The sequence below is a fragment of the Sphingomonas sp. DC5200-1 genome (assembly GCF_049897245.1).
Classification (GTDB): Bacteria; Pseudomonadota; Alphaproteobacteria; order Sphingomonadales; family Sphingomonadaceae; genus Sphingomonas; species Sphingomonas aquatilis.
The window spans coordinates 131,433-147,121 of record NZ_JAFCVW010000005.1 but is presented as its reverse complement, the minus strand read 5'-3'; the positions used below and the strand labels follow the sequence as shown (position 1 = coordinate 147,121).

Below are 15,689 nucleotides of genomic sequence, written 5' to 3'. Positions count from 1 at the left end.
GCCCACCAGGGTGACCCGGTCGCATCTTTCACAAGATGCCAACCAAACAAGGGAGACGGGTCACCCCGGCTCCCTTTTTTCTTGCTCCCCGACCCCGACTGTCCCTGCCGCGTCACAGGCGCGTGGCAGCGGCGTGGCCAAGGAGAGAGCAGGAATGTTCGCGAGAACCAACAGATTGACGCTCCGGCCGGCGTGGCCGGAAGATGCGGCCGAGCTGGCCGCGGCGATCGATCACGAAGAGGTCACCCGGATGCTGAGCCGGGTCCCCTACCCCTACACACTGTCCGATGCAGAGGCGTTTTGCGCCCGTCCGCATGCGCCCGATGATGCGCGGATGCTGATCGTCAGCCATGATCTTGCATGGCCCGATGGCGCCCCGGCCATCGTTGGCGGCATTGGCATTTCGGAAATGGATGGCGAGCCCAACCTTGGCTACTGGCTCACCCCTGCCGCCTGGGGCCGCGGCTATGCGACCGAGGCAGGCCATGCCGTCATCGCGATGGCGCGGCACGCGCTGGGGCTGCGGCGCATCGCCGGCTGGCACTTCGCCGACAATCCGGCGTCGGGCGCCGTCCTGCGCAAGCTCGGCTTCCGGCCGACCGGGCAGACGGCCGTCAAGCCTTCGCTGGGCCGGACCGAACCGGCCCCGTCGATCGCCTATTCGCTCGATTTGGACGCCGCAGAGGAGGATCACCCGGCACTGCGTATCGCGGCGTGAGGGGGACGTGCGGTGACTCGCCGACCCGCTGCTTCGTCACGCCGATGGGCTGCCGTCTGGCCCCACCTCCACCGTCACCCCGGACTTGATCCGGGGTCCCGCTAAATGCGGACGGCCCCGAAGAAGCGGGACCCCGGATCAAGTCCGGGGTGACAGAATGTTCGTGGTGCCCGGTGCGAAACAACCGACGGCGCAAGGCGCCCCCCCCGCCCCTCAATGCTTCTCCGCGACCCGCGTCAGTTTGCGGATGAAGCCGATCAGCCCGGTCTGGCGCGAGCGCTTCAGGCGTTCGGCCGCCAGGATCGTCTTCACGCCGCGGAAGCATTCCTCGACATCGTCGTTGACCAGGACATAGTCATAGCCGTCCCAGTGGCTCACCTCATTGGCGGCGCGCGCCATGCGGGCGTCGATCACCTCGGCCGAATCGGTGTTCCGATTCGTCAGCCGCGCGCGCAATTCCTCCATCGAGGGTGGGAAGATGAACACGCGCACCACGTCGCCGCCGGCGATCTGGAACAGCTGTTGTGCGCCCTGCCAGTCGATGTCGAACAGCACGTCCTTGCCCGCGGCCAGCATCGCCTCGACCTGCGCCCGCGGCGTACCGTAGCGGTGACCGAAGACGTGGGCCCATTCCAGGAACTCGTCGTCCGCCACCATGCGGCGAAATTCCTCAAGCCCGACAAAGTGATAGTCCTTGCCGTCGGTCTCACCCGGACGAATCCCGCGCGTCGTTGCCGACACCGACATTTCGAGGCCGGGCTCATCCGCCAGCAATTTGCGCGCGATGGTGGACTTGCCGGCGCCCGAAGGCGAGGACAGAACGAACAACATGCCGCGGCGGCGGAAGTTGTGCGGATCATTGGGGGAGGAGGACGGCATGCGCGCTACTGGCGTAGCCGCGGGCCGGGCGTCAAGCGTGGGCGCATGGTTGGCGGCGAAAAGTGGCTGGCTGATCGCCGCCGTGCTGGTGCTGACTGCGACGACATTGTTCGTCATGGGCCGCTCGCCGATCTGCCCCTGCGGCCGAATCGCGCTGTGGCATGGGGCGGTACGATCCGACCAGAACAGCCAGCAGATCGCCGATTGGTACACCCTCAGCCATATCGTCCACGGCCTGCTCTTCTACGCGGCGGGCTGGTTGGCGCTGCGCCGCTGGCCATGGGCCGCCCGGCTCGTGCTGGCCGTGGCGATCGAGTCGGCTTGGGAAATCCTCGAAAACTCGCCGCTCATCATCGATCGCTATCGCAGCGTGACGATGGCCTGGGGCTATAGCGGCGACAGCATCCTCAATTCGCTCAGCGACATTGGCTGCATGATGCTGGGGTTCGCCATCGCAGGGCGTCTGCCCTGGTGGGCGAGCGCGGTGCTGGTCGTGCTGCTGGAACTGGTGGCGCTGGTCGCGATCCGCGACAATCTCACGCTCAACCTCATCATGCTGATCGCGCCGGTCGAGGCGATCCGGCATTGGCAGATGGGTTAGCGGCAGCCCGTATGAAGCGCGACCCCGGCGATATCGCCGGGGCCACACCGACCCTCGATCAGATCTGGCCGCGCGCCGCCTTGCGACGATCATAGGCCTTCTTGGCGACATAGCCGCCGCCCAGGATCATGCCGAGCGGACCCATGCGCCGCATCGCGCCCATTGTCAGCGCGCCGATCGCCGCGCCCTTCAGGCCGCTGTCGCCATTGCGGCGCTCGACTTCGCGACCCACCAATGCACCGATAATCTTGCCGATCATGCTTCCACCTTTCCGAAAATCTGATCCTTCAGCTGCTCGGCGCCACGCAGCACCGCCCAGCCGACCGCGTAGGTCACCGCCAGCGGGAGCACGACCTTCAGCACGTTCGCGGTGACGGCGCCGATGATCGCGCCATCCGCGACGCTGTCGTCGTCGCCCGAGATCGAATCGATTGCCGCGCCGATCAGCGCGCCCGTGGTCGTCGTACTCACGCCATGCCCCTCGTGGTTGTTACGCCCCCAGCAAGCGCGCGAACCACGGGGAAGTTCCGCGGCGGACCCGTCCGGGCGATCAGCGACCGATCATCGTCTCCGGGCGCACCAGCCGATCGAACGTCTCGGCATCGACCAGCCCCAGTTCCAGCCCTGCCTCCTTCAGCGTCTGTCCGTGCTGATGGGCGTGCTTGGCGATCTTGGCGGCATTGTCGTACCCGATTTCGGGCGCCAGCGCCGTCACCAGCATTAACGACCGGTCGAGCAGTTCGGCGATGCGCGCGCGATTGGCGGTCATCCCCTCCACCGTCCGTTCGGCGAAGCTGGTCATGCCGACGCTGAGCAACGCGATCGAGCGCAGCACATTGGCGCCGATCAGCGGCTTGAAGACATTGAGCTCCATATGGCCCTGCAGGCCGCCGACGGTGACGGCGACATTGTTGCCCATCACCTGCGCCGCGACCATCGTCAGCATCTCGGCCTGGGTCGGATTGACCTTGCCCGGCATGATCGAGCTGCCCGGTTCGTTGGCGGGCAGTTCCAGCTCGCCCAGGCCCGATCGCGGGCCGGAGCCGAGCAGCCGGATATCGTTGGCGATCTTGGTCAGCGCCACGGCAAGCACGTTGAGCGCGCCGTGCAGGTCGACGAGGCCGTCGTTGCTGGCCAGCGCCTCGAACTTGTTCGGCGCGGTGACGAACGGCAGGCCGGTGAGGCCGGCGATCTCCGCCGCCACCTCTTCCGCGAATCCGGCGGGCGCGTTCAGGCCGGTGCCGACCGCCGTGCCGCCCTGCGCCAGCGGCATGATGTTGCGTTCCAATGTGCCGGCGATCCGATCGCGCGCATTGGCGATCTGCTGCGCATAGCCGGAAAACTCCTGCCCCAGCGTCAGCGGCGTCGCGTCTTGCAAATGCGTGCGGCCGATTTTCACCAGGTCGCGCCATTCGACCGCCTTGGCGTCGAGCGCCGCATGCAGCCGGTCGAGCGCCGGGTATAGCTGCTGCGTCACCGCCAGTGCGGCGGCGACATGCAGCGCGGTGGGGAAGCTGTCGTTCGAGGATTGGCCGCGGTTGACGTCGTCATTGGGGTGGACGGGTGTCTTGCCACCGCGCGTGCCCGCCAGCGCCTCGTTGGCGTGGCCGGCGATCACCTCGTTGACGTTCATGTTCGATTGCGTGCCGCTGCCCGTCTGCCAGATGACGAGCGGGAACTGGTCGTCGAGATCGCCCGCGACGATCGCCGCCGCCGCCGCCTCGATCGCGTCGGCCTTGTGCGCGTCCAGCCCGTGGCGCCGATTCACCCGCGCCGCCGCCTGCTTCACGATGGCGAGCGCATGGGCGATCTCCACCGGCATCCGCTCGCGCGGGCCGAAGGGGAAATTCTCCAGGCTGCGTTCGGTCTGGGCGCCCCAATAGGCGTCGGCGGGAACCTCGATCGGTCCGATCGAATCGGTTTCGGTGCGCGTGGTCATGCTGCTCCAATTCGTCAGACAAGCGCTTGTTGCAAGACAGGGGCTGTGCCAATTTTGCGACATGCTGTTCCTTGCCCTAATCGCGCAGGCCGCAATCGCTGCCGGCCCCTGCCATTACGACCGCGCCGCGATGCTGGCGCTCGATCAGGCGGCGTTCGATCAGGACATGACCGGGGGCTGGCGCAAGCTGGAAGAGGACGGTTGCGAGGCAGAGGCCGCCGACCTGATCCGTGACTGGCGGATCGCGCACAAGGCGCAGGATACCATCCTGTTCTGGCACGAGGGGCAGCTGCGCGCCGACATCGGCCAGATCGCGCAGGCGATCGCGCTCTTCCGACAGTCGTACAAGCCGGCGGCGAAGGACCGCATCGGCTGGAACCATTATGTCGACGGTACGATCGCCTTTCTCGATCGCGACCGCGCCGCCTTCGATGCCGCCCGGGCGCGGCTCGCGGCCTTGCCGCAGCCCGCCGGGTTCACGTTCAACGGCCCGGACGGCAAGCCTCTGCCGATCCGCTGGCCGCTCAATATGAACGTGTTCGAAGGCTTCGACCGCTGCTGGGGCCAGCCCTATAAGGCGGCCTATGCCTGCGCGACGCCGATGCGGGTCGTCCACGTCCCCGACCGCAAATAGCATTCGGTCTAGCGGCCGGAGCCGCTCCGGCGATAAATCAGGCCCGAAGCGTCAGGCCCGCAGCGTCATGTGCGGGGCGACCTCCGCCAGCAGCTGCGCGACCGTTTCAATGTCGTCGCGCGCCGCGATAGCGATCGTCGATCCGTCGCTGCCGTCTTCCAGCGAGATGATGGCATAGCCGGCCTCGGCCAGGCTGGTGGGATCGATCGTGTCCACCGATCGCACCCGAGCTGCCGCGAGCCGCTGCCGGGCGATCTCCTGCACGAGTTCGTCGACCGTCTCTTCCTTCCAGTCGACCAGCGCGACCCACCCCTCTTCGCTGAGCAGTTCGAGGAAGGAATCGATTCGCATCGACTCCGACGTATCCTCCTGATCGACGAAAAAGCCCTCGCGCAACCGCCGCCGCGCGCTGGCGAGCGACCGGCCGGACAGTCGATGGTACAGCTCGGCGAACTGCCGTTGCCACAGCGGGGTCCGTGGACCCGGCTCCGTCGGGGTGACATCGGGCAGGACCTGCTCGGCCCAGGTCATCAGCGCGGACAGGAATTTTTCCTGCCGGACGGTCAGCTCGTCGGTCTCGCGTCGCCCTTCGAGATGGTGCAGCACGACGACGGGCTCGCGGCCAAACGGGAAGCCGATCCGGAACCGGGCATGCAGCAACGCCCGACCCGTCACGTCGGATCGCAGCCCCACCTTCAGGCGCAGCTCTGCTTTGCCCCGCTTGCGCGAACAGTCGGCGAAACGCCCCGTGTCCTGCGCCTTCAGCGACTTCCCCACCGGACAATGGCCGATCAGGGCGAGCACCCGACGCGCATAGCGATCGGCGAGGTCGGACGGAGCGTCGGTCATTGCGGCGGGACGACCGCGCCGACATCGTCGGCGACGGCGCGGCTCGCATCCGCCGCCATGCCCGACGCCCGACGCGCGACCGCCAGGAATTCCGCTTCCGACACGGGGGCATAGTTGCAGCCGACGAACAGGCTGTCGGCCGGCGGCGGCGGCGGTGCCTTTGCCCCGAACGCCTTGGCCAGCAGCGCGGCGGTGGCATTGCCGGTCGGCGCGAACGCCCCTAGCATCGGGCCGCTCTTGGGATCGACGAAGCGATAATATTGCTCCGTGATCGCGATCGGCGCGCGCTTCAGCCCGTGCGCCGCGATAAACGCCTCGGCGACCTTGCGCGGCCACAGCGTCACGATCCAGTTGTTGAGGAAGTAGACTCGGTCGACGCGCTGCCCCATCAGCGACGCGGGCGTCGTCAGCGTATAGCCTTCGATGCCCAGCATGCCCTCGGTCGCCGTGTCGGGGGCGCCCTCCTTCATCCAGGCAGGGATTTTCGGGTCGAGGAACAGCCCGTTGGCAAAGGCCTCCAACGCGTCGCGCGACCGGCAGGACAGCGCATCGCTCAAAAGCTCCGGCGTCAGCGCGGCCGGTGCGTCGGCCGGCACGGGCTCGGCCTGCGCTTCGGCATTAGGCGGCAGGGACAGCGTCAGCACGAGCGGCAGAACGAAGGACATGCGGCGGATCATGACGCAAGTCTGCCAGCGCAGGCCAACGGGATCAATGGTCAGAATCGGACAGGCTTGACCCGCACCCCGCGCGCCGTCACCTGTCGGGGGCATGAGAGTGATCCTGTCCCTGACGCTGGCCTTCGTCCTCGCCCTGGCGGGGACCGGCGTCGCGAGGGCGATCGACCCCGGCGTGTTTGGCTCCTGCTTCGAAGGGGCGTGCGGCTATGCGGCGATGCTCGTCGCGCTGCTCGGCACGCTGCTCCTTGCGCCGGTCGTGTGGATCGGGCTGGGCTGCGCAGGGCCGCTCAGCCGGCTGTTGCTCGGCGCGATCCTATTCGCGCTGATTGGTTGGTTTCTTCTGACGCCGCTGCTCTGGATCGCCGGCCTCGCCGCCTTCGCTTATGCCATCGTCCGGTCGATCCGCCGAGCCCGTGCGGAGGGACGCGCCACCCGCGATCTGTTCATCCGACCCCGGACGTAGACCCAACACCGCTCAGATGGCGGTCGCCCGCTCTACGCGCAGCCCCATCGTGCCGGCCAGCGCCAGCAGCCGGTCCGTATCCGATCGGCGGACGATGACGACGTGCAGATTGTCGTCGAGACCGTTGTGCCACGACACCACTTCCCATGCGGTCGGCCGCGCGAGCAATTGCGCGTCGAGCCACGCGAAATAGTCCTTCGAGCGCACCTTTTCCTGATCCTCGCGATAGGGAAACGGCGGCAGCGGCTCGGCGAACTCGTCGCTGATCAGCTCGTGCAGCTCATCGATCTTGTCGCCGATCAGGAAGAACTCGCCCAGCGTCATCTCGACCACCAGCTGCCGGATCTCCTCGGGATCGTAATCGCGCAGCCAGTCTTCGGGGTCGGTCACCGCCGCGTCCACTTCCGCCGCTTTCTCGCGCACGGCATCGTCGTCCAGCGCCCCGGCGCTGAGCAGCCTGACGATCTCGGTGTACATTGCGCCTGCTCCTGCCGTCGAACCGCAGGCAGGCATAAAAGCGTCCGTTCCGGATGGAAAGCGGCTATCGCAACACGGGACGTCCGCGACCGGCAGCGATGGTGACCCCGGCGCGATTCGAACGCGCGACCTACAGATTAGGAATCTGGCGCTCTATCCTGCTGAGCTACGGGGCCACTACCTCGCCTGATACCGGTGCGCGGGCGCAGGGTCCAGCCCGTCAGTTCGCCTCTTCGGGCGGCCGCACGGGCAGCGGCAACGGCGCGATCGGCACGCCCTCCTCCACCAGTGCCTTGGCTTCGGCGAGGCTCGCCTGGCCATGGATCGCGCTCACCGTCTCCTCGCCGTCGTGCATCGCCCGCGCACGCGTCGCAAAGTCGCGCCCGACCCATTGCGATCCCTCCAGCGCCTTGGCCTGCAACCACGCCAGCTCGCGCAGCGCCGCCTTCACGACATCGGGCGACGGCGCCGCCTCGCGCGTGTTGCCCTTGGCCGGAATGCCCGGCGCCATCACCGCCTTGCTCACCCCGGTCGTGCCGCACATCGGGCAGACGACATGGCCCGCGGATCGCTGCGTTTCATAGGCCGCGCTCGACTGGAACCACGCCTCGAACACATGGCCGCCGTCGCAGCGCAGGTCGAAGACGATCACGCGCGCACCACCGGTGGGATGGGCCGATGATGCTGCAGCACCGGCATGCGCGCCCGCACATCCGCGACGCGCGCCGGATCGACCTCGGCAAAGCCCAGCCCGCGCGCCTCGCCCATGTCGAGCAGCACGTCGCCCCAGGGATCGACGACCAGCGAATGGCCATAGGTCGCGCGGCCGTCCGCATGCGCCCCCGCCTGCGCGGCAGCGACGACGAAACACCCCGTTTCGATCGCGCGGGCGCGCAGCAGCGCGTGCCAGTGCGCCGCGCCGGTCGGACGCGTGAACGCCGCCGGGATCGACAGCACCGTCGCGCCCGCCTGCGCCAGCGTGGCATACAGGCCCGCAAACCGCAGATCGTAACAGATCGACAGCCCCATGCCGCCCAGCGGCGTATTCACCACTATCGCGGTGTCGCCCGGCGCATAGCTCGCCGATTCGCGCCAGCTCTCGCCCGTCGGCAAATCCGCGTCGAACAGGTGAAGCTTGTCGTAGCGCGCACGGATCGCGCCCGTATCGTCGATCACGAAGCTGCGATTGGCGAGCCGCCCATCGTCACGCCGGATCGCCAGCGACCCCAGCTGCACCCACAGTCCCGCCTTCGCCGCCGCCTCGCGCACCGTCGCCAGCACGGGGTCGTCGCCCTCGGCATGGATCGACGCGGCCGCCCGCGCGCGATCGCGATCCAGCAGCCCCGCCATCTCGGGCGCGAAGACCATGCCCGCGCCGTTCGCCTTGGCCGCGGCGATGCCGTGGCGCAGGTCCGCGGCGTTGACGGCGGGGTCGATCCCGCTCGTCATCTGCAACAGCGCGATCAGCACGGGGGTGACGTCAGCCGGCGAGCAGCGGATCGAGCCCGCCGCGCGCGTCGAGCGCCGCCAGATCGTCCGACCCGCCGATATGCGCGCCGTCGATGAACACCTGCGGCACGGTGGTGCGGCCGTTGGCGCGCTGGATCATCTCCTGCCGCTGCGGGCCACCCATCGTGATGTCATATTCCACCGGCTCGACGCCCTTGTCGGCCAGCAGCCGCATCGCGCGCGAGCAATAGGGGCAGAATGCCTTGGTGTAGATTTCGACCTTTGCCATGCTTGTGGAGGTGTGATGCGACGGCGGTCTTGTCAATCGTCGCTCTCCGCGATCACCCGCGCCCAGCACAGGATCGTCACCGATGCCGCCCCCGCACGCAGCAGCACCGCGGTGCAGGCGTCCGTCGTCGCGCCGCTGGTGTAGACGTCGTCGACCAGCCCGATATGCAGCCCGCGCACCCGCGCCGGGTCGGGCACCGCAAAGGCCCCCTTCACCGCCCGCGCCCGCGCCTTGCGCCCCATGCCGCGCAACGCCGCGGTCCGCCGCCGCCGGGTCAGCGCGAAGGGATCGTGCCGCAGCCCCGTTTCGCGCGCCAGCGCCGCCGCGATCAGCCCAGCCTGGTTGTAGCCGCGCGACCACAGCCGCCAGCGATGCAGGGGCACCGGCACCAGCAGGTCGACGTCCGCGGGCACCAGCGGCGTGATCCGCTGCGCCATCGTCGTCGCGATCCCCATCCGCCCGCCATATTTCAACCGCAGCGCCAGCTGCCGCGCGATCGGGCCATAAGCGACCGCCGCTCGCACCCCGCGGTGGCGCGGCGGATCGGCAAGGCAGGCCGCGCATTGTGCGCCTTCCCCCATCGCATGCGTGAAGGGCAGGTTGCAGGTCGCGCACCACGGCGGTCCGATCAGGTGCAGGCTGCTCCAGCAGGCGGCGCAGAAGCGATGGTCCGCCGCCACCGGCTCGCCGCACCCCGGGCAGCGCGGCGGCAGCGCCTGCGCGACCAGAACCCCGACGCCGCCCGCCAGCCCCTTCCAGGCGGACGCGGCGATGCGTGGCGCAAATCGGCTCATGCCCGCTTGTCGCCCGGCCATCCGAAAGGCACAAGCCGGCGCGTGACCAGTCCCGCCCCCAATGCCATTTTCGACGCCGCGGCCCGCCGCCGCCGCCGCGACCGCGCCGCCGCGGGCGACTATGCCGCCCACGCCTTCCTGCGCGAGACGATGGTCGACGGGCTGCTCGAACGCCTCGCCGCGGTGAAGCGCGATTTCGCCGACGTGCTCGATGTCGGCGCCAGCGATACCGCGCTCATGGTGCCCGGCGCGCGGGTGGCGCGGATGGACCCCGGCTTCGCCTTCGCGCGCGCCAGCGGCGGGGTGCAGGCGGACGAGGATCGCCTGCCCTTCGCCGATGCCAGTTTCGACGCGGTGCTCAGCGCCGGCGTGCTCGATCAGGTCAACGATTTGCCCGGCGCTTTGTCGCTCATCCGCCGCACGTTGCGGCCCGATGGCGTGTTCCTCGGCGCGTTCCTCGGTGCCGGCAGCCTGCCCGCGCTCCGCGCCGCGTTCCGCGCGGCGGAGGGCGACCGGCCCGCCCCCCGCCTGCACCCGCAGATCGACGTCCGTTCGGCGGGCGACCTGCTCGTCCGCGCCGGCCTGACCCTCCCGGTCGCCGACGTCGAAACGCTCGACGTGCGCTATGCCAGCTTCGGCCGATTGCTCGACGATCTGCGCGGCAGTGCGCTGGGCAACATCCTGACCGCGCGCACCGGCATGACGCGCGGCACGCTCGCCCGCGCCGCCGCCGCCTTCGCCGAAGCGGCGGGGCCGGACGGCCGCACGACGGAGCGTTTCTCGATCGTCTTCCTCACCGGCTGGGCGCCCGACGCCTCGCAGCCCCAACCCGCCCGCCGCGGCAGCGCCACCGCCAGCCTCGCAGCGGCGTTGAAGACGCCCTGATCCTCCAACGCTCCGTCACCCCGGACTTGATCCGGGGTGACGGGGGGAGACCGCCCTTACCGCCCCCGCTCGATCTCGCAGCCCACCGCCGCGTCGGGGTACACATCCAGCTTCATCGAGCGCACGCGCACCTGGCGCACGCGCGGATCGGCAAGGCACAGCGCCGCCACCGCCTCGACCAGCGTCTCCTGCAACGCAAAGCCCGGCCCATCGGCCAGCCGGCGGATACCATCACGCACGAAGTCGTAATCGAGCACCTCCTCGATCCGGTCGGCGCTGGGCGGCGTGGCATAATCCACCGTCATCCGCACCGACAGGCGCACGCGCTGCGGCTCGGCTTCGTGCGGGTGGATGCCGAGGCGCATCGCCACCTCCAGCCCATCCAGGATCGTGGTGTAGACGCTCATGCCGCATCCCCGAACATAACGTCGCGCGCGCTGGGCACGAACCGCTGGCCAGCGTCAACGTACAGCGTCTGGCCGGTGACGCTGCGCGCGCCGAGCAGGTACACGACCGCCGCCGCGACATTGTCCGCCCCCACCGGATGGCGTAGCAGATTGTCGGATGCGACCGCGGCGAATTCCGCCTCGCTTTGCCCGCCGCTCGGCAGCGTGATTCCCGGTGCCACCGCATTCACCCGCACGCGGGGGCTCAGCGCCTGCGCCAGCATCGTCGTCGCCCCGGCGAGCGCATATTTGCTCAGGCTGTAGCTGAAGAAATCAGGGTTCGGATTGGCGAGCTTCTGGTCGAGCAGATTGACCACCGCCCCCTCCGCGACATCATCCTGCGCCGCGAGCGCGCTCGCCAGCATCGCCGGCGTCACCGCATTGATCGCATGCAGCCGGGCCGCGAGGTCTGCATCGATCGCCTCGGGCCGGTCGAACTCGAACGCCGACGCACTGTTCACCAGCGCCGCGATCGGCCCGCCCGCCGCCGCACGGGCGCGTGCGAACAGCGCCGCCGCCTGCGACGGGTCGGACAGGTCGCCCTGCACCACTGCACCGCCGATCTCACCCGCAAGCGCCTGCGCGTCATCGGCGGACCGGCCGTAATGGATCACCACGCGCCACCCGGCGGCGGCACAGGCGCGGGCGATGCACGCGCCCAGCCGCTTGCCGCCGCCCGTGACCAGCACATGCCCCAGCGCCGGGCTGGCCATCAGCTCCGCAGGCCCATCAGCGACAGCACCTCCTTGCGGCTGCGCTCGTCGTCGCGGAACACGCCCATCATCCGGCTCGTCACCATCGACACGCCGGGCGTGCGCACGCCACGCGCGGTCATGCAGGCGTGGCTCGCCTCGATCACCACCGCGACACCCTGCGGGCGCAGATTCTGCCAGATGCAATCGGCGACCTCCGCGGTCAGCCGCTCCTGCACCTGCAACCGCCGGGCAAAGCCGTGCAGCACGCGCGCCAGCTTGCTGATCCCGACGACATGGTCCTTCGGCAGATAGGCGATATGCGCCTTGCCGATGATCGGCGCCATGTGATGCTCGCAATGCGACTGGAAGGGGATGTCCTTCAGCAGCACGATCTCGTCATAGCCGCCCACCTCTTCGAAGACGCGCGACAGGTGATGCGCGGGATCGTCGCCATAGCCGGCGCAATATTCGCGCCATGCCTTGGCGACGCGGCGCGGCGTGTCGACCAGCCCTTCGCGCGTGGGATCGTCGCCCGCCCAGCGGATCAGCGTGCGGATCGCCTCCGCCACATCCTGGGGGATCGCAGCCTCGGCCGCGGAGCCGACCAGATCCCCGTCGCCCGGTGCCGCGTGATCGTGTGACATTCCATACCCTTTCAGCCAACAGGCTCATCGCTGCGGTGCAGCAAACCTTACGTTCAATTTCGCAACTTATCGTGGTGATCGCCGCGGCCCCGCATACGGCGTTTTCCCGCTGTACAAAACGTTTGACGACGACAAAATTCCGACGCTAACTCCACCATACCGAAGACTGGAAACCGCTCTACCGGCGCAAGACCGGATGGCGACAGGGAGACGAGGCCATCATGAAGAAATTCGAACTGCTTGCCGCATCCGCCCTCGCCATGACGGCCGCCATGCCCGCCGCCGCACAGACGGGCGCTACCACGTCCGCGCAGAATACGGCACCCACCAACGGGCCCGGACAGGAAGCGACCTCGGCGCAGAGCATCGATCCCAATGCCGCGTCCGCCGATACGGGCATCCAGGACATCGTCGTCACCGCGCAGCGTCAATCGCAGCGGTTGCAGGACGTGCCGATCGCAGTCAGCGCCTTCTCCGCCGACAACATCGAAAAACAGCAGATCGTCAACCCGATCGCGCTGCAACAGTCGCTGCCCAGCATCACCTTCACGAAAACGGGCTATACGACCTCCAGCTTCACGATCCGCGGCATCGGCGACCTGTGCGTCGGCGTAACGTGCGATCAGGCGACGGCGATCCACGTCAACGACATGCCGCTCGCGACGACGCGCCTCTTCGAAAGCGAATTCTTCGACCTCGAACGCGTCGAAGTGCTGCGCGGGCCGCAGGGCACGCTGTTCGGCCGCAACGCGACGTCGGGCGTCGTCAACTTCATCACCGCCAAGCCCGATCTCAGCGGCGTCCATGCCGCGGGCGAATTCGAATATGGCAATTACGATTCGAAGCGCGCGAAGGCGATGTTCAATCTGCCGATCACCGATACGCTCGGCATCCGCGTCGCCGGCACATACCTGAAGCGCGACGGCTATACCTTCAACACGTACGACAACAGCCGCATCGACGATCGCGATCTATATGCGGTGCGCGGCACGCTGTCGTGGGAGCCGTCGTCCGACACGCGCATCGACCTGATGGGCTATTATTTCCGTGAAAAGGACAATCGCAGCCGCATCCAGAAGCAGCTGTGCCATCGCGATCCCACCGGCGTGCTCGGCTGTCTGCCCGATACCAAGAGCTATGAGACGACCAACGGCCTGTCGACGCTCGCCGCGGTGCTGACCTCGACCGAATTCTTCAACGTCAACAACCCCGCACTCGGCCGCTTCGCGCTGCAAAGCCTGTACGGCGCCGACCCCTATGCCGGTGTCGTCAATCCCGCCGACGTGCGCACCGTGCGGCTCGATTATCGTCCGACCTATTTCGCGGACGAAGAGCAGTATATGGTCAAGATCTTCCACGATTTTGGCCCGGTGAACCTCAACATCACCGGCGGCTATACGCGCAATTCGGTCGACAGCACGGTCGACTATAACCTCGCGGTCGAGGCGCCGCTGGCGAACAACGCCGGCCTCGCCAACCTCAACGCGCTAGGCCGCGCCGGATCGCCCTTCGCTTTCCTGAACGGCGTCCGCCAGACGCTGATCCCGAATGGCCCGGCCGGCGGCGTCTGCCAGTCGGCGGCGGATCCGAACAATGTCGGCGTGTATGGCGGCAATGCGATCGGCTGCTTCCCGCAGAGCCTCGATTTCGACCGCTCGCGCATCCAGAACCGCCAATTCTCCGCCGAAGCGCACATCGACAGCAAGTTCGACGGCATGTTCAACTTCCTGCTGGGCGGCATTTATCTCGACAGCCTCAGCAAGAATAACGACTATTTCGTCAACGCCTTCGGCCTCGATTATGCGTCGGGCATCCTCGGCGCGGCCTCGTCGGCGGCGATCCCGGGCGTCGGCGGCAACGCCTTCCTGTCGACGCCCTTCTACCGCAACGATTCGCCGCGCTTCCGCCTGAAGTCTTATGGCATCTTCGGCGAGACCTATTTCGAATTCAGCAAGCGCGCCAAGCTGACGCTGGGTCTGCGCTACAACCATGACGACAAGTTCGTGCAGGCACGCAACCTGACGCTGAACGTCCTGACGCCGTACGGCGCCCAAGGCATTCAGAACGGCTTCAACTATGCGCAGGTCGATTTCGACCCGACGACGCCCGGCATCCAGGATTATGCGCGCCGCAACGTGTCGTTCGGCCGCCTGACCGGCCGCGCCGTCTTCGATTACAAGATCGACGACAACAAGCTGCTCTACGCCTCCTATTCGCGCGGCTATAAGTCGGGCGGCATCAACCCGCCGGTCGCCGCCACCTTCTCGGTGCCCACCACCTTCACGCCCGAACAGGTCGATGCGTTCGAAATCGGGTCGAAGAACACCTTCCTGAACGGGGCGCTGCGCCTCAACGTCACCGGCTTCTATTATAAGTACAAGGGGCTGCAGCTCAGCCGCATCGTCGCGCGCACCGCGGTGAACGACAATGTCGATGCCAATATCTATGGCCTGGAGGCGGAAGCGATCGTCGCGCCGATCCCGCGCTTCGTCGTCAACATGAACGCCAGCTACCTGCACACCGAAATCACCGGCAACAAGGCGCTGATCAACCCGCGCCTGCCCTCGGGCGGCCGCACCGACACCGTCATCATCAAGGATATCACCAACGCGTCCAACTGCGTCGTCATCCCCAATGCGGGCGGCGCGGCGGTGGCGAATGGCTTCGTCACCGCGGTGAATCGCGCAGTGGGCCTGCAGGGACCGACGGCAATCTCCGGCACCGGCACGACCGGCGCCTTCGGCATCTGCTCGGTGCTCCAGGCGCAGGCCGCCGCGACGCAGACGCCGGTGACGGTCACCGATGGCGTGCCCGTCGGGCTGAACGGCAACAAGTTGCCGCAGGCGCCGATGTACAAATGGTCGGTGGGCGCCCAATATACGATGGACTTCGGCAGCGGCTGGAGCCTCGTGCCGCGTGCCGACCTCAACTACACCGGCAATTTCTCGGCGAGCGTGTTCAACATGAACGTCGATCGCGTACCGGGCTATGAAGTCGTCAACGCGCAGGTGCAGCTCAACGCGCCGGACGACCGCTTCTATCTCCGCGCCTTCGTCCAGAACCTGACCAACAACAATGCGATCACCGGCCAGGCGGTCGCGGACCAGTCGTCGGGCCTGTACACCAACATCTTCACCATCGAACCGCGCCGCTACGGCGCGGCGGTCGGCTTCAAGTTCTGATCGGCCGGCGGGGCGAAAGCGCAACCCTTCGCCCCGCCGAGCGCTTGATCGCCCACCACGCAATGGAG

20 protein-coding genes and 1 tRNA gene are annotated in these 15,689 nt (G+C 67.8%); 6 read left to right on the top strand and 15 right to left on the bottom strand.

The window, feature by feature from the left end; genetic code table 11:
• Positions 1-154: 154 nt before the first annotated feature.
• Positions 155-718, top strand: coding sequence for a GNAT family N-acetyltransferase (locus ACP7A3_RS12335; protein WP_426255762.1), 564 nt, complete (start codon positions 155-157; stop codon positions 716-718).
• Positions 719-931: 213 nt separating this feature from the next.
• On the opposite strand, the gene gmk is transcribed toward ACP7A3_RS12335, so the two are convergent.
• Positions 932-1,597, bottom strand: coding sequence for a guanylate kinase (gene gmk, locus ACP7A3_RS12330; protein WP_024310297.1), 666 nt, complete (start codon positions 1,595-1,597; stop codon positions 932-934).
• A 37-nt stretch (positions 1,598-1,634) separates the two neighbouring features.
• On the opposite strand from gmk, the gene ACP7A3_RS12325 reads away from it, so the two are divergent.
• On the top strand, positions 1,635-2,198 hold the full coding sequence (locus ACP7A3_RS12325; protein WP_426255761.1) for a DUF2585 family protein: 564 nt from the start codon (positions 1,635-1,637) through the stop codon (positions 2,196-2,198).
• A gap of 58 nt (positions 2,199-2,256) precedes the next feature.
• Here the strand turns inward: ACP7A3_RS12325 and ACP7A3_RS12320 are convergent, their stop codons facing one another.
• The 3 genes from ACP7A3_RS12320 to fumC all read right to left on the bottom strand — a co-directional run bounded on the left by ACP7A3_RS12320 (position 2,257) and on the right by fumC (position 4,137).
• Complete coding sequence (locus tag ACP7A3_RS12320; RefSeq protein ID WP_147034880.1) at positions 2,257-2,457, bottom strand: hypothetical protein; 201 nt, start codon at positions 2,455-2,457, stop codon at positions 2,257-2,259.
• Positions 2,454-2,669 (bottom strand): hypothetical protein, encoded by a 216-nt coding sequence (locus tag ACP7A3_RS12315; protein WP_017979343.1) that lies wholly within the window; start codon positions 2,667-2,669, stop codon positions 2,454-2,456. The genes ACP7A3_RS12320 and ACP7A3_RS12315 overlap by 4 nt, the downstream gene beginning before the upstream one ends.
• 79 nt (positions 2,670-2,748) lie before the next feature.
• A complete protein-coding gene (fumC, locus tag ACP7A3_RS12310) occupies positions 2,749-4,137 on the bottom strand; it encodes a class II fumarate hydratase (protein WP_426255760.1) in 1,389 nt (462 codons plus the stop codon).
• A gap of 61 nt (positions 4,138-4,198) precedes the next feature.
• Here fumC and ACP7A3_RS12305 point away from each other — a divergent pair, with 61 nt between their 5' ends.
• Complete coding sequence (locus ACP7A3_RS12305) at positions 4,199-4,771, top strand: hypothetical protein (protein WP_147034878.1); 573 nt, start codon at positions 4,199-4,201, stop codon at positions 4,769-4,771.
• 51 nt (positions 4,772-4,822) lie between these two features.
• On the opposite strand, the gene ACP7A3_RS12300 is transcribed toward ACP7A3_RS12305, so the two are convergent.
• A complete protein-coding gene (locus ACP7A3_RS12300) occupies positions 4,823-5,620 on the bottom strand; it encodes a DUF6630 family protein (RefSeq protein WP_426255759.1) in 798 nt (265 codons plus the stop codon).
• Positions 5,617-6,285 carry a hypothetical protein gene (locus tag ACP7A3_RS12295; RefSeq protein ID WP_426255758.1) on the bottom strand — a complete coding sequence of 223 codons (669 nt, stop codon included), beginning with the start codon at positions 6,283-6,285 and terminating at the stop codon, positions 5,617-5,619. The genes ACP7A3_RS12300 and ACP7A3_RS12295 overlap by 4 nt, the downstream gene beginning before the upstream one ends.
• Positions 6,286-6,394: 109 nt before the next feature.
• Here ACP7A3_RS12295 and ACP7A3_RS12290 point away from each other — a divergent pair, with 109 nt between their 5' ends.
• Positions 6,395-6,760: a hypothetical protein gene (locus ACP7A3_RS12290; RefSeq protein ID WP_426255757.1), complete on the top strand. Its 366-nt coding sequence runs from the start codon at positions 6,395-6,397 to the stop codon at positions 6,758-6,760.
• A 12-nt stretch (positions 6,761-6,772) separates the two neighbouring features.
• Here the strand turns inward: ACP7A3_RS12290 and ACP7A3_RS12285 are convergent, their stop codons facing one another.
• From ACP7A3_RS12285 to ACP7A3_RS12260, 6 genes are all read right to left on the bottom strand, one after another.
• Positions 6,773-7,237 (bottom strand): hypothetical protein, encoded by a 465-nt coding sequence (locus ACP7A3_RS12285; protein ID WP_017979349.1) that lies wholly within the window; start codon positions 7,235-7,237, stop codon positions 6,773-6,775.
• Positions 7,238-7,336: 99 nt separating this feature from the next.
• A tRNA-Arg gene (locus ACP7A3_RS12280) sits at positions 7,337-7,413 on the bottom strand.
• A 44-nt stretch (positions 7,414-7,457) separates the two neighbouring features.
• Entirely contained in the window at positions 7,458-7,889 is a 432-nt protein-coding gene (locus ACP7A3_RS12275; RefSeq protein ID WP_426255756.1) for a DUF1178 family protein, read from the bottom strand.
• Positions 7,886-8,707, bottom strand: a complete 822-nt coding sequence (locus ACP7A3_RS12270; RefSeq protein WP_426255755.1) for a carbon-nitrogen hydrolase family protein — start codon at positions 8,705-8,707, stop codon at positions 7,886-7,888. The genes ACP7A3_RS12275 and ACP7A3_RS12270 overlap by 4 nt, the downstream gene beginning before the upstream one ends.
• A 10-nt stretch (positions 8,708-8,717) precedes the next feature.
• Entirely contained in the window at positions 8,718-8,975 is a 258-nt protein-coding gene (gene grxC, locus ACP7A3_RS12265; protein ID WP_017979352.1) for a glutaredoxin 3, read from the bottom strand.
• 32 nt (positions 8,976-9,007) lie between these two features.
• Positions 9,008-9,769, bottom strand: coding sequence for a double zinc ribbon domain-containing protein (locus ACP7A3_RS12260; RefSeq protein ID WP_426255754.1), 762 nt, complete (start codon positions 9,767-9,769; stop codon positions 9,008-9,010).
• Between the two features lie 42 nt (positions 9,770-9,811).
• On the opposite strand from ACP7A3_RS12260, the gene ACP7A3_RS12255 reads away from it, so the two are divergent.
• A complete protein-coding gene (locus tag ACP7A3_RS12255) occupies positions 9,812-10,654 on the top strand; it encodes a methyltransferase domain-containing protein (protein ID WP_063685570.1) in 843 nt (280 codons plus the stop codon).
• 56 nt (positions 10,655-10,710) lie between these two features.
• Here ACP7A3_RS12255 and ACP7A3_RS12250 read toward each other — a convergent pair whose 3' ends face one another.
• Genes ACP7A3_RS12250 through folE form a run of 3 tightly spaced genes read right to left on the bottom strand, consistent with a single transcriptional unit; the run spans position 10,711 to position 12,439 of the window.
• On the bottom strand, positions 10,711-11,061 hold the full coding sequence (locus tag ACP7A3_RS12250; protein ID WP_426255753.1) for a dihydroneopterin aldolase: 351 nt from the start codon (positions 11,059-11,061) through the stop codon (positions 10,711-10,713).
• Complete coding sequence (locus ACP7A3_RS12245) at positions 11,058-11,813, bottom strand: SDR family oxidoreductase (protein ID WP_426255752.1); 756 nt, start codon at positions 11,811-11,813, stop codon at positions 11,058-11,060. Before ACP7A3_RS12245 ends, ACP7A3_RS12250 begins: the two co-directional genes overlap by 4 nt.
• Positions 11,813-12,439 (bottom strand): GTP cyclohydrolase I FolE, encoded by a 627-nt coding sequence (folE, locus tag ACP7A3_RS12240; RefSeq protein ID WP_426255751.1) that lies wholly within the window; start codon positions 12,437-12,439, stop codon positions 11,813-11,815. Before folE ends, ACP7A3_RS12245 begins: the two co-directional genes overlap by 1 nt.
• Positions 12,440-12,660: 221 nt before the next feature.
• Between folE and ACP7A3_RS12235 the strand changes: the two genes are divergently transcribed.
• On the top strand, positions 12,661-15,621 hold the full coding sequence (locus ACP7A3_RS12235) for a TonB-dependent receptor (RefSeq protein WP_426255750.1): 2,961 nt from the start codon (positions 12,661-12,663) through the stop codon (positions 15,619-15,621).
• The last annotated feature ends 68 nt before the right edge of the window (positions 15,622-15,689 follow it).

What these genes read in the sequence shown, in the direction of transcription:
- ACP7A3_RS12335 (WP_426255762.1), top strand. Translation starts at nt 155, where the DNA reads ATGTTCGCGAGAACCAACAGATTGACGCTCCGGCCGGCGTGGCCGGAA.
- gmk (WP_024310297.1), bottom strand. Translation starts at nt 1,597, where the DNA reads ATGCCGTCCTCCTCCCCCAATGATCCGCACAACTTCCGCCGCCGCGGC.
- ACP7A3_RS12320 (WP_147034880.1), bottom strand. Translation starts at nt 2,457, where the DNA reads ATGATCGGCAAGATTATCGGTGCATTGGTGGGTCGCGAAGTCGAGCGC.
- fumC (WP_426255760.1), bottom strand. Translation starts at nt 4,137, where the DNA reads ATGACCACGCGCACCGAAACCGATTCGATCGGACCGATCGAGGTTCCC.
- ACP7A3_RS12305 (WP_147034878.1), top strand. Translation starts at nt 4,199, where the DNA reads ATGCTGTTCCTTGCCCTAATCGCGCAGGCCGCAATCGCTGCCGGCCCC.
- ACP7A3_RS12300 (WP_426255759.1), bottom strand. Translation starts at nt 5,620, where the DNA reads ATGACCGACGCTCCGTCCGACCTCGCCGATCGCTATGCGCGTCGGGTG.
- ACP7A3_RS12295 (WP_426255758.1), bottom strand. Translation starts at nt 6,285, where the DNA reads ATGTCCTTCGTTCTGCCGCTCGTGCTGACGCTGTCCCTGCCGCCTAAT.
- ACP7A3_RS12285 (WP_017979349.1), bottom strand. Translation starts at nt 7,237, where the DNA reads ATGTACACCGAGATCGTCAGGCTGCTCAGCGCCGGGGCGCTGGACGAC.
- grxC (WP_017979352.1), bottom strand. Translation starts at nt 8,975, where the DNA reads ATGGCAAAGGTCGAAATCTACACCAAGGCATTCTGCCCCTATTGCTCG.
- ACP7A3_RS12260 (WP_426255754.1), bottom strand. Translation starts at nt 9,769, where the DNA reads ATGAGCCGATTTGCGCCACGCATCGCCGCGTCCGCCTGGAAGGGGCTG.
- ACP7A3_RS12250 (WP_426255753.1), bottom strand. Translation starts at nt 11,061, where the DNA reads ATGAGCGTCTACACCACGATCCTGGATGGGCTGGAGGTGGCGATGCGC.
- ACP7A3_RS12245 (WP_426255752.1), bottom strand. Translation starts at nt 11,813, where the DNA reads ATGGCCAGCCCGGCGCTGGGGCATGTGCTGGTCACGGGCGGCGGCAAG.
- folE (WP_426255751.1), bottom strand. Translation starts at nt 12,439, where the DNA reads ATGTCACACGATCACGCGGCACCGGGCGACGGGGATCTGGTCGGCTCC.
- ACP7A3_RS12235 (WP_426255750.1), top strand. Translation starts at nt 12,661, where the DNA reads ATGAAGAAATTCGAACTGCTTGCCGCATCCGCCCTCGCCATGACGGCC.